Origin of the sequence: Lysobacter capsici, assembly GCF_018732085.1 — a bacterium.
GTDB classification, from domain to species: Bacteria; Pseudomonadota; Gammaproteobacteria; order Xanthomonadales; family Xanthomonadaceae; genus Lysobacter; species Lysobacter capsici_A.
On sequence record NZ_CP076103.1, the window covers coordinates 4,368,023 to 4,382,090 of the forward strand.

Consider the following 14,068-nt stretch of genomic DNA (forward strand, 5'->3'; position numbering starts at 1 on the left):
TGATGCGCCGATGCGATAGATGAAACAAGCGACGGGCCGGCATTGCCGGCCCGTTGTTTTTCCGCCCGCAAGTGCAGCGCGAGCCACGAATTCTTTTGCGAGAAAGGCTTCAGCCCCGAAGTCTTTTGTGGGAGGGGCTTCAGCCCCGATGCTTTTCGGTCAGGGTCTGTAGAGCACACCACTGCTGAGCGAAAAGCATCGGGGCTGAAGCCCCTCCCACAAAAAACCTCTCGGCTCGCGCCGGCGGCCGAAGCTCAGATGTTCAGATGTTCAGATGCTCAGATGCTCAGATGCTCAGATGCTCAGATGCTCAGACGATATTTTCCGCGACACCAAAGCACTCACTTCCCCGACGCCGGCACACCCATCTCGGCCAGCAGCCGCGGCGCCGGGAACACTTCCTGCAAGATCCAGCGCATGTAGCGCTGATCGACCGAAATCGTCCGGGTCAACGCCGGATCGAACAGCCAGCTCGCGCTCACCGATTCCCAATTGCTGTCGAACACCAGGCCGACCAGCTTGCCCTGCGCATCGAGCACCGGCGAGCCCGAATTGCCGCCGCTGATGTCCAGGTCCGACAGGAAATTCACCGGCACCGACTCCAGTCGCTTGTCCGCCAGCGCATTGCCAAAACGCTTGGCGGACACCGCATTGAGCAGCGCCGGCGGCGCGTTGAACGGCGCGGCGCCGCTGTTGCGCGCGACGATTTCCTCCACCCGCGTGAACGGCAATTGCCGCGCGCCGTTGTCCTTGGTGTAAGGCGTGACCGTGCCGTAACCGACCCGCAGCGAGCCGTTGGCGTCGGGATACGCGACCTGCCCCACGCTCTTGCGGTAATCGGCCAGCGCCTTGAGATACACCGGCCGCACCGCCAGCGTTTCGCCGGCGCGGCTGCGGATTTCCTGCTCCATCTGCAACACCGTCGGCATCACCGCGACCGCGAATCCAATCGCGCCGTCCTTGGCCCCGTCCTTGCCCTGTTCGAAGGTAAGGCGATCGGCGCGCAGCCAGTTGGTGCGCTGGTCGGGATTGTTCAAGCGCGACTTGGCGATGCGGTCGAGCGCGCGCTTGATCGATTTGTCGTCGTCGCCTTCCAGCCAGCGATCCAGCGCCTCGACCCGATGCTCCTTCGGCAGCTTGATGTATTCGCGCAGCCAGTAGTTCTGCAACTGCCGGTCCATGCGCGGGTCCGAGCGCCGGTCCATCTGCCGCAGCTGGTTCTCGAACGCGGCCTGATCGCGTTGCCGGTAGCCGTTTTCGCGCAGGCTGTCGGGCTTGGCGCGTTCGATCGCCGAGCGGTACAGTTGCATCGCGGTCGCCAACGAGCCGGTCGCGTACAACTGGCCGATCACCAGGTCGCGATCGCGCTGCGCGCGCGCCTGCTGGCCCAGTTCGACCAGACGCGCGTGCGCCGACACCGCGGCGCTGCCGGCCGCGCCCTTCTTGCTGAGCCATTCGAGCAAGGCGGTTTCTTCGTCGCGCTTGATCTGCGCGGTGTTGGCGCGGCGGAAACTGTCGACCTGGCCTTCGTAGCTCTTGGCCGCGCCCTGCCAGCCGCGCAAAGTGCCGGCGTACTTGCTGGCGATCTCGGGATTCTTGCGGCTTTCGGTCTCGATCAGCGCCGCCAGCTTGCGGTAATGCGCGGCGACGGTCGGATAGGTCCAATCGGCGTTGGCCTGGAAATCGTCGGCCATCGCGTAGCGGTTGGTCAGCGCCGGAAAGCCGGCGAGCATGACGAAATCGCCGGCGCCCAGCGGCTTGTCGGCGATCTTGAGCCAGCGCTTGGGTTGATACGGCACGTTGTCGATCGCGTACGCCGCCGGCTTGCCGTCCTTGCCGACATAGGCGCGGTAGAAGGCGAAGTCGCCGCTGTGGCGCGGCCACAGCCAGTTGTCGTTGTCGCCGCCGAAGTTGCCGATGCTGTCGGGCGGCGCATAGACCAGGCGCAGGTCGCGTATCTCGATGCTGCGCTGGAGTTGATAGCTGTTGCCGCCGGAGTAGCTGTACAGACGGCAGCCGTAGCCCGGCGTCTTTTCGCAGTCGGCGACCAGTTGTTTTTCCAGCGCGTCGAGCGCTTCGATGCGCGCGAGCGGGTCGCCGGCCGCGGTCAATGCGGACTGCACCTTCGCGGTCACATCCTGGACCGAGTCGAGCACGTAGATGCGCGCATTCGGCCCGGCCGACACCTCTTCGTTGTTGGTGCCGGTCTTGAAGCCGTCGCGCAGCAGATTGCGTTGCGGCGTGGAATTGAGATTGATCGCGCCGAGCGCGCAGTGCTGGTTGGTCAGCAGCAGGCCCTTGGACGAGACGAAGCTCGCGGTGCAGCCGCCCAGCGGCACCACCGCGCCGAGCGGATCGCCCTTGGGGTCGGCCCATTGACCGAGTTGCTTGGGGGTGGCGCGCAGGCCGGCTTGCTTGAGTTGCGAAGCGAGCTCGGGCAATTGCGGCGGCGTCCATAGGCCCTCGACCGCTTGCGCGGCATCGACCCAGACCGCGCCGCACACCAACGTCCCTGTCATGGCCATCGCTCTGGCCAGCGCCGTATATCGCATCAAAAACGTCCTGGGTCCGCGGGAGGTCGAGTCTAGCCCGGGGAAAACTGTGAACGCCATGGCGGAAGCGGCATACGACCGGATCGGCATGCGGATGGGGCGCGGAGTTTTAGCCTGCGCTCAGTTTTGCTTGGGATTTCGGGGGTAACGCTAAAATTTCGTTAGCGTTTGGGAGCGAAAGCAAATCCCCCCTGCCCCCCTTTTTCAAAGGGGGGAAAAGCACGGCTTCGTTGGGCTGACGCGGTTTGTTATCGATCCGTAGTTAAAACACGGCTTCGTTGGGCCGATGCGGTTTGTTATCGATCGGTAGTTGCTGTCCGAAAATCATTGATCGAGATCCGACGTTCGATGCGCGGTGCTCGGTGCTCGGTGCTCAATGATTTGAGCTTTTGCCACCTAACGCAGCGCCACTGCTTGCCCCCTTTGCAAAAGGGGGCCGCGCCCGCGCAACCTTGCGCAGCCGAAACAACCATCGCGGGGGATTTGCTTCTCGCTTTTTGCTTCTCGCTTTTTGCTTTTCGCTTCTCGCCGCAACCACGCCACCCGACAAAACAAAACGCCAGCCGGTTTCCCGACTGGCGTTTCGCCCATTCAACAAAGCAACCGCGATTACTTCTTCGCAGGCACGCCCAGCTCAATCAACAACTGCGGCGCCGGATACACCTCCTGCATGATCCAGCGCATATAGCGCTGATCGACCGCGATCATCCGGGTCATGGTCGGATCGAACAACCAGTTCGAACTCACCGACTCCCAGTTGCCGTCGAACGCCAGGCCGACCAGCTTGCCTTCGCCGTCGAGCACCGGCGAGCCGGAGTTGCCGCCGGTGATGTCCAGATCGGACAGGAAATTCACCGGCACCGACTTCAGCCGCTTGTCGACCAGGCCGCCGAAACGCTTGTCGGCGATCGCTTCGAGCAAGCTGTCGGGCGCATCGAACGGGTCCTGGCCGGTGGCCTTGGCCGCGACCTCTTCGAGCTTGGTGAACGCCGCCTGCTTGCTGCCGTCGAGCTTGGTGTAAGCCTTGACGTTGCCGAAGGTGATGCGCAGGGTCGAGTTCGCATCCGGATACACCGACTGCTTCTTGCTCTTGCGGTAATCGATCACGCCCTGCAGGTACACCGGCCGCGCCGCCAGCGATTCGCCGTCGCGGGTCTTGGCTTCCTGCTCGATGCGCAGCACCGCCGGCAACAGCGCCTTGGCCAGCTGGATCGCCGGGTCCTTGCTCTTGTCCATGCTCGCGCGATCGTCGTCGATCAGCGCCAGACGTTCCTTGGTGTTGCCGAGCTTGGTCTTGGCCAGCTTGTCGATGCCGCGCTTGATCGCCTTGTCATCGGAGCCGCCGAGCCAGCGGTCGAGTTCGGCGATGCGTTCGCCGGCCGGCAGCTTGACGTACTCGCGTAGCCAATAGGCCTGCAGTTCGCGGTCCATGCGCGGGTCGTAACGGCGCTCCATCTGCTCCAGCGCGCCCTTGATGCTCGGCAGATCGCGCTGCTGATAGCCGACCTCGCGCTCGGCATCGGGCTTGGCGCGCTCGACCGACAAACGGTACAGCGTGCCCGCCGCCGAGATCACGCCGACGCGGCGCAACTGGCTGAAGACCAGATCGCGCTGACGGTGCGCGACCGCGCTTTGATTGACCTCGACCAGCTTGTCGTGCGCGGCCAGCGCCGCGGCGCCCTGCGCGCCGCGCTTGCGCAGCCAGTCGAGCACGGCCGCTTCGTCGGCGTCCTTCTTCTGCGCCGCGCCGATGCGCTCGAAACCTTCCAGCTGGCCGTCGTAGTTCTTCGAGGTGTTCTGCCAGCCGCGCACGGTGCTGGCGTATTTCACCGCGATTTCCGGATCTTTCTTCGCGGTTTCGCCGACCAGTTCGATCAGGGCCTTGTAGTGCCCGGCGATGGTCGGATAGGTCCAGCCCGCGGTCGAATCGAACTCGCTGGCCAGCGCGTAACGATTGGTGCGGCCCGGGTAACCGGCGACCATGACGAAATCGCCTTCGCCCAGCGGCTTGTCGGCCAGCTTCAGATAGCGCTTGGGCTGATACGGAACGTTGTCCTTGGAGTACTCGGCCGGCTTGCCGTCCTTGCCGACGTAGGCGCGGTAGAACGAGAAGTCGCCGGTGTGGCGCGGCCACATCCAGTTGTCGACTTCGCCGCCGTAGTTGCCGATGCTGCCCGGAGGCGCATACACCAGGCGCACGTCCTTGATCTCGACCGTGCGGAACAGGCGATAGGTGCCGCCGCCGAAGAAGCTGTACAGCTCGCAGCTGTAGCCGGCCTCGGCTTCGCACGAGGCGATCAGTTTCTTTTCGATCGCTTCCAGCGCATGGGTGCGGTCGATCGGCTCGACCGCATCGTCGATCACGGCCTTGACCTGCGCGGTCACGTCCTGGATCGAGTCGAGCACGTAGATGCGCGAGGACGGGCCGGCGGAGACTTCCTGATCCATCGTCGCGGCGTTGAAGCCGTCGCGCATCAGGTTCTTCTGCGCGGTCGAATTCAACTGGATCGCGCCGTAGGCGCAATGGTGATTGGTCACCACCAGCCCGCGCGGCGCGACGAAGCTGGCGGTGCAGCCGCCCAGCGACACCACCGCGCCCATCGGGTCGCCGGTGAGGTCGGCCAGCTGCTTGGCGTTGAGCTTGAGCCCGGCCTTCTTCAGCGCCACGGAGATTTCCGGCAGCTGCTGCGGCACCCACATGCCTTCGACGGCGCTGGCCGTAGTCGCAGCGCCCAGAGCCAGCGTCCCTGCCGCGATCGCGGCGGCCATTACGGTGTAGCGCATCGTATTCCCCTGCTGAGTGCGAAAAAACAGTGTGAAAGTCTAGCCCCATCGGGCCGGGGCCGCCACGAACGAGGGCCGCGCGGAGGGCCGAAACGAGCCGATTAGTGCGATGCCGGTCGCGGCCCGGCGACGCCGCGAGCGGCGCCGGCAGCCGCCAACATCGGCAAACCCCTGCGGTCGTGGCTCGACGGCCGCCACCGATCAGGCCGCATCCAAGTCGCATGCGGCACACCGAACGTGCCGCACGCGAACCCCGATCACTCCGCCGGCAGCTTCATTTCCTTGAGCAGGTGCGGCGCCGGATACACCTTGGCCAGCAGCCAGCGCAGGTAGCGCATGTCGACATGGATCGCGCGCTTGTAGCGCGGATCGAACATCCAGCTGGCGCTGACCGCTTCCCAGTTGCTGTCGAAGTTCAGCCCGATCAGCTTGCCGTTGGCGTCGAGCACAGGCGAGCCGGAATTGCCGCCGGTGGTATCGAGATTGGTCAGGAAATCCACGGTCTGGGTCTTGAGTTCGGGATCGATCGTGCTGCCGAAATCGCCCTTGGCGATCGCATCGCGCAGGGCCTGCGGCGCGTCGAACGGCTTGACCCCGGTGTGTTTCTCGACGATGCCCTGGACCGTGGTCAGCGGCCGGTAGCGCACGCCGTCGCGCGGGTCCATCGTGCTGACCTTGCCGTAGCTCACGCGCAAGGTCGAATTCGCATCGGGATAGACCGCCCGGCCCTGCGAATGACGATACGCGATCAAGGCGCGCATGTAGGCCGGGCGCAGGCGCAGCAGCTCGCCTTCGCGCGCCTTGGTTTCCTCTTCGATGCGCAGCACCGCCGGCCGCAGCGTGGCCGCGGCCTTGAGCAGGCTGTCGTCGCTGGCCTGCAACTGCTTGGCGTCGCTGTTCATCGCCTGCAGGCGCGCGGCTTCCTCGCCCAGGCGGGTGCCGGCGTACAAGGCATCGAGCGAACGTTGCAGCGACGCGCGGTCCTCGCCTTCGAACACGCGATCGAACTCGGCCACCCGCGCGGCCTTGGGCAGGGCCTTGTACTGGCTCAGCAGATCCAGCAACACCGCCTTTTCGACCTGCGGCGCGTAACGGCGCTGCACCTGCTTGAAGCGGCCCGCGATCAGCGCATCGTCGCGCTGCTGATAGCCGCTTTCGCGCTGCGCATCGGGCTTGGCGCGCTCCAGCGCGAGGCGCTGCACGGTCAGCGCGGTGTTGAGCAGCTGGGTCTGGGTGCGGATCGCGGTCAACAGCTGATCGCGCTCGCGCATCGCAGCGCCCGCGTCGAGCACGCGCTGCGCGGCGTCGATGTCGGCGCGGATCGCCTTGGCGTCGGGCTGCTTGTCCAGCCACGCGAGCATCGCCGCTTCGTCCGCGCCGCGCACCTTGACCGCGTCGCTGCGGCGCAGGCCGTCGAGTTCGCCCTGCGCGCGCTTGAGCGTGTTCTTGAACCCGGCGACCTGTGCGGCGTAGCGCACCTTCGCCTCGGCGTCGTTGGCGCCGGCCGCTTCGACGGTCTTGATCAGGCCTCCGTACAAGGCCACCCGCGACGGCAGTTGCCACTCGATCTGCTGGACGAATTCGGAGGCCATGCGGTGGCGGAAGGTCACGCCCGGGTAACCGGCGAGCATCGCGTAGTCGCCTTCGCGCACCGGGTCGGTCGACACCTGCAGATGCCCGGGCGGCGCGTACGGCACGTTGTCGGGCGAATAGTCGGCCGGCTTGCCGTCCTTGCCGACGTAGGCGCGCAGCAAGGTGAAATCGCCGCTGTGGCGCGGCCATACGAAGTTGTCGACCTCGTCGCCGTAATTGCCGATGCTGTCGGGCGGCGCATACACCAAACGGATGTCGCGCAGTTCCAACTGGCGGATCAGATAAAAGTCGGTGCCGTAGTACATGTTGGCGACGCTGCAACGGGTGCCGGCGTCGCGCTCGCATTCGGCCACCACCGCCTTGCTCGCGCTGTCGACCGCATCGTAGTAAGCGCGGCCGTGCTTGCCGCGCGCGCCGGCGAGGATGCGTTCGGTGACCTTGTCGAAACCGGTGGTCACCAACACCCGAAAATCCGGATTGGCCGGCAGTTCGGCGGCGCGGTCGGCGGCGACGAAACCGTTGCCGATCAGGTCGCGATCGGGCTTGGAGTTGTACTGGATCACGCCGAAGGCGACGTGGTGATTGGTCAGCACCAGGCCGTCGGGCGAAACGAAAGCGCCGGTGGCGCCGCCCACCTTCACCACCGCGTTCATCGGCGCGCGCGTGAGTTCAGCCAGATCGTTCGGATCGCCCTTGAACCCGGCCGCGCGAAGCTGGCGCGCGAGGTCGGGCAGTTGCGAGGGCATCCACATGCCTTCATCGGCCTGGGCGGCGGTGGCGCACAGCGCCAGGGACAGGGCTAACACACGGGGGCGCATGGAAATCCGTGACGGTTGGGGAAGCCGCGACGATAGGCCAAGCCGCCCGCCGCGGGCAAACCCGGCCGGGGTCGCGGCGTATAATTCGCGCTTCTCTCCCGCCCGGCCTGGCCGTGGCCCCTAGGTATCGATCCCAATGACGCAAACGATGAAAGCGCTGGTCAAGCGCGAAGCCGGCAAGGGCATCTGGATGGAAGAAGTGCCGGTGCCCGTGCCCGGTCCCAACGAGGTCCTGATCAAGCTCGAGAAGACCGCCATCTGCGGCACCGACCTGCACATCTACCTGTGGGACGAGTGGAGCCAGCGCACGATCAAGCCCGGCCTGGTGATCGGCCATGAATTCGTCGGCCGCGTGGTCGACCTCGGCCCCGGCGTGGTCGGCTACCGCCCCGGCCAGCGCGTCTCGGCCGAAGGCCACATCGTCTGCGGCCATTGCCGCAACTGCCGCGGCGGCCGCCAGCACCTTTGCCCCAACACGGTCGGCATCGGCGTCAACCGCAACGGCGCCTTCGCCGAATACATCGTGATGCCGGCCAGCAACCTGTGGCCGATCCCCGACCAGATCCCCAGCGAACTGGCCGCGTTCTTCGACCCCTACGGCAACGCCGCGCACTGCGCGCTGGAATTCGACGTGGTCGGCGAGGACGTGCTGATCACCGGCGCCGGTCCGATCGGCATCATCGCCGCCGGCATCTGCAAGCACATCGGCGCGCGTAACGTGGTGGTCACCGACGTCAACGATTTCCGCTTGAAGCTGGCCGCCGACATGGGCGCCACGCGCGTGGTCAACGTCGCCAACCAGTCGCTCAAGGACGTGATGGCCGACCTGCACATGGAAGGCTTCGACGTCGGCCTGGAAATGAGCGGCAACCCGCGCGCGTTCAACGACATGCTCGACTGCATGTACCACGGCGGCAAGATCGCCATGCTCGGCATCATGCCCAAGGGCGCCGGCGCGGACTGGGACAAGATCATCTTCAAGGGCCTGACCCTGCACGGCATGTACGGCCGCAAGATGTACGAGACCTGGTACAAGATGACCCAACTGGTGTTGAGCGGCTTCCCGCTCGGCAAGGTGCTCACCCACCAGCTGCCGATCGACGAGTTCCAGAAGGGTTTCGACCTGATGGAAGCGGGCAAGGCGGGCAAGGTCGTGCTTAGCTGGAATTGATGGGAGCCGGGAATCGGGAATGGGGAATCGGGAGTCGCAACAGCGCCCGCTCCACTTCCGATTTCCCAGCGCTTACATCCAGTTCGCACCGCTGCGCTTTCCGATTCCCAATTCCCTATTCCCCATTCCCGGCACCCCAATGTCCCTGACCCAACACTACGCCGACACCCTCGACGAAATCCGCGCGCAGGGGCTGTTCAAGTCCGAGCGCGTGATCACCAGCCCGCAGTCGGCCGAAATCGTGCTGGAAGACGGGCGCACGGTGTTGAACTTCTGCGCCAACAATTACCTCGGCCTGGCCGATCACCCGGACATCATCCAGGCGGCGAAGGACGCGCTCGACACGCACGGCTTCGGCATGGCCTCGGTGCGCTTCATCTGCGGCACCCAGGACCTGCACAAGCAACTGGAAAAGACCATCGCCGATTTCTTCGGCACCGAAGATACAATCCTGTACGCGGCCTGCTTCGACGCGAACGGCGGTCTGTTCGAACCGTTGCTCGGCGAAGCTGATGCGATCATCTCCGATGCGCTCAACCACGCCTCGATCATCGACGGCGTGCGCCTGTGCAAGGCCAAGCGCTTCCGTTACGCCAACTGCGACATGGCCGATCTGGAAAAGCAGCTGCAGGCCGCCGATGCGGCCGGCTGCAGAACCAAGCTGATCACCAGCGACGGCGTGTTCTCGATGGACGGCTTCATCGCTCCGCTCGATGAAATCACCGCGCTTGCGAAAAAGTACGGCGCGCTGGTCCACATCGACGAATGCCACGCGACCGGCTTCCTCGGCGCGAGCGGCCGCGGCTCCGCCGAGGTCAAGGGCGTGATGGACAAGATCGATATCTTCACCGGCACCCTCGGCAAGGCCATGGGCGGCGCGCTGGGCGGCTTCACCACGGCGAAGAAGGAAGTCATCGAACTGCTGCGTCAGCGTTCGCGTCCGTATCTGTTTTCGAACTCGTTGCCGCCGCATGTGGTCGCGGCCGGCATCAAGGCCTTCGAAATGTTGTCGGCCGCTGGAGATCTGCGCGATCGGTTGGCGCAGAACACCGCCTACTTCCGCGAGCAGATGACCCAACTGGGTTTCGACGTGAAGCCCGGCGTGCATCCGATCAGCCCGGTGATGCTGTATGACGCGCCGCTGGCGCAGAAGTTCGCCTCGCGCCTGCTCGAAGAAGGCATCTACGCGATCGGCTTCTTCTTCCCGGTGGTGCCGCAGGGCCAGGCGCGCATCCGCACCCAGATGTCGGCCGCGCACACGCGCGAACACCTCGACCGCGCGATCGCCGCCTTCGCCAAGATCGGCCGCGAACTCGGGGTCATCCAGGCTTGAGCGCAATACCGCGACCGCGACGCAGCACCGGCCGCGCCGGTGGTGCGCCGCGTCGCGGTGGTTTCGACGAAGCCCGCGCCGCGGGCTTCGTGGCCGCATCGCGATAAGCCCATGCGCGCCGCACTGCGTCGTCGCCTGTTGCAGGCCGTGCGGACCGACGCGCTGGCGGTGTTCGACGCCGGCGTGTGGCAAACCCGTTGCCTGCATTGCCGACGCGCGCTGAGCCTGCGCGAGGACGGCGAAGCCCTGGGCACGACGTCGCTGGAGCATGTCGTGCCCAGTGCCTGGTTCGGCAAACGCGCGGCCGCCGCGATCACCGCGCGCGTCGGCGACGATGCCGACGACCCGCGCAACCTCGCCCTCGCCTGCGCCGCCTGCAATCACGGCAAGGGCTGCAGCCACGATGCGCGCGGCCCGAGCGACGAACGCGCGCGAGGTGGTGTCGGCCTTGCTTGATGCGCGCATGGCGCGGTGGCGGGATGAACTGATCGCGACGCCATGAGGTTTCGTGGGAGGGTGCTTCAGCCCCGACGCTGTTCGCTCAGCAATCACGAATCTTGCAAAACGCCTGATCGGAAAGCGTCGGGGCTGAAGCCCCTCCCACAAAAGACCTCGATCGGTTGCGGTGAGGCGGAGAGCCACTTGCCCATCGACAGCGATCAGTCGGTCTTCCAGGTTGCGCAAGCGACGCATTCTTGACGACACATGCAAGCGGATCGGCGCTGGGCAGTACGCACCCATCACTTCCAGCGCGAAGCCATGAGGTTTTTTTTGGGAGGGGCTTCAGCCCCGACGCTGTTCGCTCAGCCACTACGAATCTTGCGAAGCGCCTGATCGGAAAGCGTCGGGGCTGAAGCCCCTCCCACACAGACCTCACACTATCCGCCCGCACCCAAGGCCGCGACTTCGATCGCGCTAAGTTCGCGCCACTGGCCCTTGCCCAAGTCGCCGAGCGCCAGTCCGCCGATCCCGATCCGCACCAGCCGCAGCACGCCGATGTCGAACCCGGCCAGCAAACGGCGGATCTGCCGGTTGCGGCCTTCGTCGAGCACGATCTCCAGCCACGCGTTCTTCTCGCCGGCACGCAGCAGCGTCGCCGACTTCGCGCGCAGGCGCTCGCCGTGCTCGATCACGCCCTCGCCCAATGCGGCCAGTTGCGCGGCATTGGGGATGGTGTCGATCTGGACGTGATAGGTCTTGTCCGGCCCGCTGTCGGGATCGGTGATGCGCGCGGCCCATTGCGGGTCGTTGCAGAACAGCAGCAGGCCTTCGCTGGCCTTGTCGAGGCGGCCGACCGGCGCCAGCCACGGCAACGGCGCGTCGCCCAGCCGCGCGCCGTCGAGGCAGCGGTAGACGGTGTCGCGGCCACGTTCGTCCTGGGCCGTTGTCACCAGCCCGCGCGGCTTGTTGAGCATCAGGTACAGGCGCGGCGCCGCGTCGGCGGCGTCGCCGTCGATTTCGATCCGGTGCCGGCCCTGCACGATCGGAAATTCGGGATCGCGCACGATGCGGCCGTCGACCGACACGCGTCCGGCGGCGATCCATTTCGCCGCTTCGCTGCGCGAGCACAGACCCTGCTTGGACAGCACGCGGGCCAGGCCATGTCGGGGCGATGAGGATGTGGTACTCAAGCGCGGTCCTGGAAGCTGTGGAACGTAGGCGGCATCACGATAGGGACCAACCCGACGGCGATCGGGTCGAAACGATCCGGACGCATCGCCTTGGTCAAGCGCGACCGCGGAGCGAACGCAGATCCGCCGCAGGATACGAGCCGCTCGCGAAGTACCCGGGCGACCATCCGGCCTAGCCACGACCATGCGCCGAAAGCCCGCGCATCGCTTCGAGCCACCCATCGCGGCGAGATCATGCCGCGCGAGCCAAAACAAAACGGCCGCAGGCAATGCCCGCGGCCGCTGCAGTCGCGTCGCCGCGGCTTACTTCTTTTTCTTCTTCTCGTCGGCCGGGGCCGGCGCCGGTGCGGGATCGACGGCCGCAGCCGGCGCCGCCGCGGGCGCGCCGTTGCCCTTGGCCACGCGCACGCCCTTGGCCTTCATCCAGGCGCTGAATTCGTCGGCGGTCATGCGCTTGCCGCCCTGGCTCATGTCGAAGCGCCACGGCGTGTTGTCGTATTGGGTCTGCGGCTTGTACGCAGCCGGATCGTTGGCCGACGGCATGCCGGTCGAGGCCGGCGTGGCCTTGGCGACATTGCAGCCGTCCAGGCGGATGCGCAGCAGCACCTGGTCGACCGACAGCGCTTCGTCCAGCGCCTGCGACAACACGCCGGTCGGCGCACCGAGCTGATGCGAGGGCGCGACCAGTTCCGGCGCGATCGGCGCGATCAGGGTCGGCTGCACGGGCTGCGCGCGCGAGGCGGTCAGCGCCGCGCAATTGGCCGCGCTTTGCGCTTGCGAGGCGCCGGCAATCAAGATCAACGACAGTCCGGCAATAACTCGGCGCATGATTTTCTCCCTGGATTCGGCGCGAAGACGATTCCTACGCCGTTTGAACAGTGCGCGCCAGTGTAGGCGCCATGGGGGGGATCGGACAAGATTTGGGGTCGGGAATCGGGAATCGGGAATCGGAAGGAGCAAAACACCGTCGCTCCTGCTTTTACGATTCCCGACTCCCAATTCCCGATTCCCGGCCCAAAAAAACGAAGCCCGGCACAAGGCCGGGCTTCGAAGTGTTGCGCTGCGGGCTCCGAGGAACCCGCGGGTGTCGCTTAGTTCTGGACGTTCAACTCGGTGCGGCGGTTCTTCTCGCTCTTGCACGCCGGCATCGTCTGCGGGGTCGGCTCCAGCGGACGGCTTTCGCCGTAGCCCACCGGTCCGATCAGACGGCCCGCGTCCACACCGTTGCTCGTCAGGTAGTCGTACGCAGCCTTCGCGCGACGCTCCGACAGCTTCTGGTTGTAGTCGTCCTTGCCGCACAGGTCGGTGTGACCGGCGACTTCGACCTTCAGGTCGGGGTAACGCTTCAGGATTTCGCTCGCTTCGCTCAGGATCGCCACCGCGTCAGGACGCAGCGTCGCCTTGTCGAAGTCGAAGTTCACGCCCTTCAGGTCGATGGTGACCGGCACCGGGCAGCCGTCCGGACCGATGGTCTGGCCAGCCTGCGAACCGGGGCACTTGTCGTCGCAGTTGTTCACGCCGTCGCCGTCGTCGTCCTTGTCCGCGCAGCCCGGCTGCACTTCCGGGGCCGGAGCCACGGCCGCAACGGGTTCCGGACCCAGCGGCACGATGATGCCGACCGAGGCCAGCACGTCGCCGAACCAGTCTTCCTGCGGCGCGTTCACGCTGCTGTCGTCGAAGTCGGCGCGGTACGCCAGCTCGGTGCGGATGCCGACGCGGCCCAGGTCACCCTGCACGCCCAGACCGACCTTGGCGGCGAAGTTGCCGTCCTTGCGGTTGCCCGGCGACAGCGGCGAGGGAATGAAGTACTCCTCTTCCGAGCGCTGGTAGCCCAGGCCCATCAGCAGGTACGGGTTCCAGTTGCGGCCTTCGGTCACGAAGTGGCGGCGCAGGTCCAGCGAGATGCCGTACTGGCTCCAGTTGGCGTTCTGGTTGGCGTCGAACTTCGGGTTCTGGTAGTTCAGCTCACCGTCGAGCGACCAGTTCTTGCTCAGGAACTTGCCCAGGCCGATCGCGCCGAACGGAGCATTGCGGGTGCCGCGGTCGTTGTCCTGGATGTTCATGCCGGCCGAGCCGGTCAGGTACCAGCGGTCATCGAAATCCTGGGCGCTGGCCACCTGCGAAAAAGCCAAGCCCGCCAGCAGTGCGGTGCTCAACATACGGATCTTCATTCTGTAACTCCTTCA

The 14,068-nt window shown here is 65.8% G+C and carries 8 protein-coding genes and 1 pseudogene; 3 read left to right on the forward strand and 6 right to left on the reverse strand.

Going from position 1 to position 14,068, the window contains the following annotated elements; all coding sequences use genetic code 11:
* Positions 1–341 precede the first annotated feature (341 nt).
* From KME82_RS18205 to KME82_RS18215, 3 genes are all read right to left on the reverse strand, one after another.
* Positions 342–2,552 carry a S46 family peptidase gene (locus KME82_RS18205; protein WP_215495309.1) on the reverse strand — a complete coding sequence of 737 codons (2,211 nt, stop codon included), beginning with the start codon at positions 2,550–2,552 and terminating at the stop codon, positions 342–344.
* 609 nt (positions 2,553–3,161) lie between these two features.
* Positions 3,162–5,336, reverse strand: a complete 2,175-nt coding sequence (locus KME82_RS18210) for a S46 family peptidase (protein WP_215495310.1) — start codon at positions 5,334–5,336, stop codon at positions 3,162–3,164.
* Between the two features lie 257 nt (positions 5,337–5,593).
* Positions 5,594–7,747: a S46 family peptidase gene (locus KME82_RS18215; protein WP_215495311.1), complete on the reverse strand. Its 2,154-nt coding sequence runs from the start codon at positions 7,745–7,747 to the stop codon at positions 5,594–5,596.
* A 136-nt stretch (positions 7,748–7,883) separates the two neighbouring features.
* Here KME82_RS18215 and tdh point away from each other — a divergent pair, with 136 nt between their 5' ends.
* The 3 genes and pseudogenes from tdh to KME82_RS18230 all read left to right on the forward strand — a co-directional run bounded on the left by tdh (position 7,884) and on the right by KME82_RS18230 (position 10,753).
* A complete protein-coding gene (tdh, locus tag KME82_RS18220; RefSeq protein WP_215495312.1) occupies positions 7,884–8,918 on the forward strand; it encodes an L-threonine 3-dehydrogenase in 1,035 nt (344 codons plus the stop codon).
* A 139-nt stretch (positions 8,919–9,057) separates the two neighbouring features.
* On the forward strand, positions 9,058–10,251 hold the full coding sequence (gene kbl, locus KME82_RS18225) for a glycine C-acetyltransferase (protein WP_430538738.1): 1,194 nt from the start codon (positions 9,058–9,060) through the stop codon (positions 10,249–10,251).
* A 111-nt stretch (positions 10,252–10,362) separates the two neighbouring features.
* Positions 10,363–10,753: pseudogene (locus KME82_RS18230) on the forward strand (HNH endonuclease).
* Positions 10,754–11,129: 376 nt separating this feature from the next.
* Here KME82_RS18230 and KME82_RS18235 read toward each other — a convergent pair.
* The 3 genes from KME82_RS18235 to KME82_RS18245 all read right to left on the reverse strand — a co-directional run bounded on the left by KME82_RS18235 (position 11,130) and on the right by KME82_RS18245 (position 14,053).
* Entirely contained in the window at positions 11,130–11,882 is a 753-nt protein-coding gene (locus tag KME82_RS18235) for a pseudouridine synthase (RefSeq protein ID WP_252255409.1), read from the reverse strand.
* Between the two features lie 303 nt (positions 11,883–12,185).
* Entirely contained in the window at positions 12,186–12,713 is a 528-nt protein-coding gene (locus KME82_RS18240; RefSeq protein ID WP_430538850.1) for a hypothetical protein, read from the reverse strand.
* Between the two features lie 260 nt (positions 12,714–12,973).
* On the reverse strand, positions 12,974–14,053 hold the full coding sequence (locus KME82_RS18245) for an OmpA family protein (protein ID WP_215495315.1): 1,080 nt from the start codon (positions 14,051–14,053) through the stop codon (positions 12,974–12,976).
* Between the last annotated feature and the right edge of the window lie 15 nt (positions 14,054–14,068).

Bases quoted from the DNA above. Each gene is read 5' to 3' on its own strand.
- KME82_RS18210 (WP_215495310.1), bottom strand. From the start codon at position 5,336: ATGCGCTACACCGTAATGGCCGCCGCGATCGCGGCAGGGACGCTGGCT.
- KME82_RS18205 (WP_215495309.1), bottom strand. From the start codon at position 2,552: ATGCGATATACGGCGCTGGCCAGAGCGATGGCCATGACAGGGACGTTG.
- KME82_RS18215 (WP_215495311.1), bottom strand. From the start codon at position 7,747: ATGCGCCCCCGTGTGTTAGCCCTGTCCCTGGCGCTGTGCGCCACCGCC.
- kbl (WP_430538738.1), top strand. From the start codon at position 9,058: ATGTCCCTGACCCAACACTACGCCGACACCCTCGACGAAATCCGCGCG.
- KME82_RS18245 (WP_215495315.1), bottom strand. From the start codon at position 14,053: ATGAAGATCCGTATGTTGAGCACCGCACTGCTGGCGGGCTTGGCTTTT.
- tdh (WP_215495312.1), top strand. From the start codon at position 7,884: ATGACGCAAACGATGAAAGCGCTGGTCAAGCGCGAAGCCGGCAAGGGC.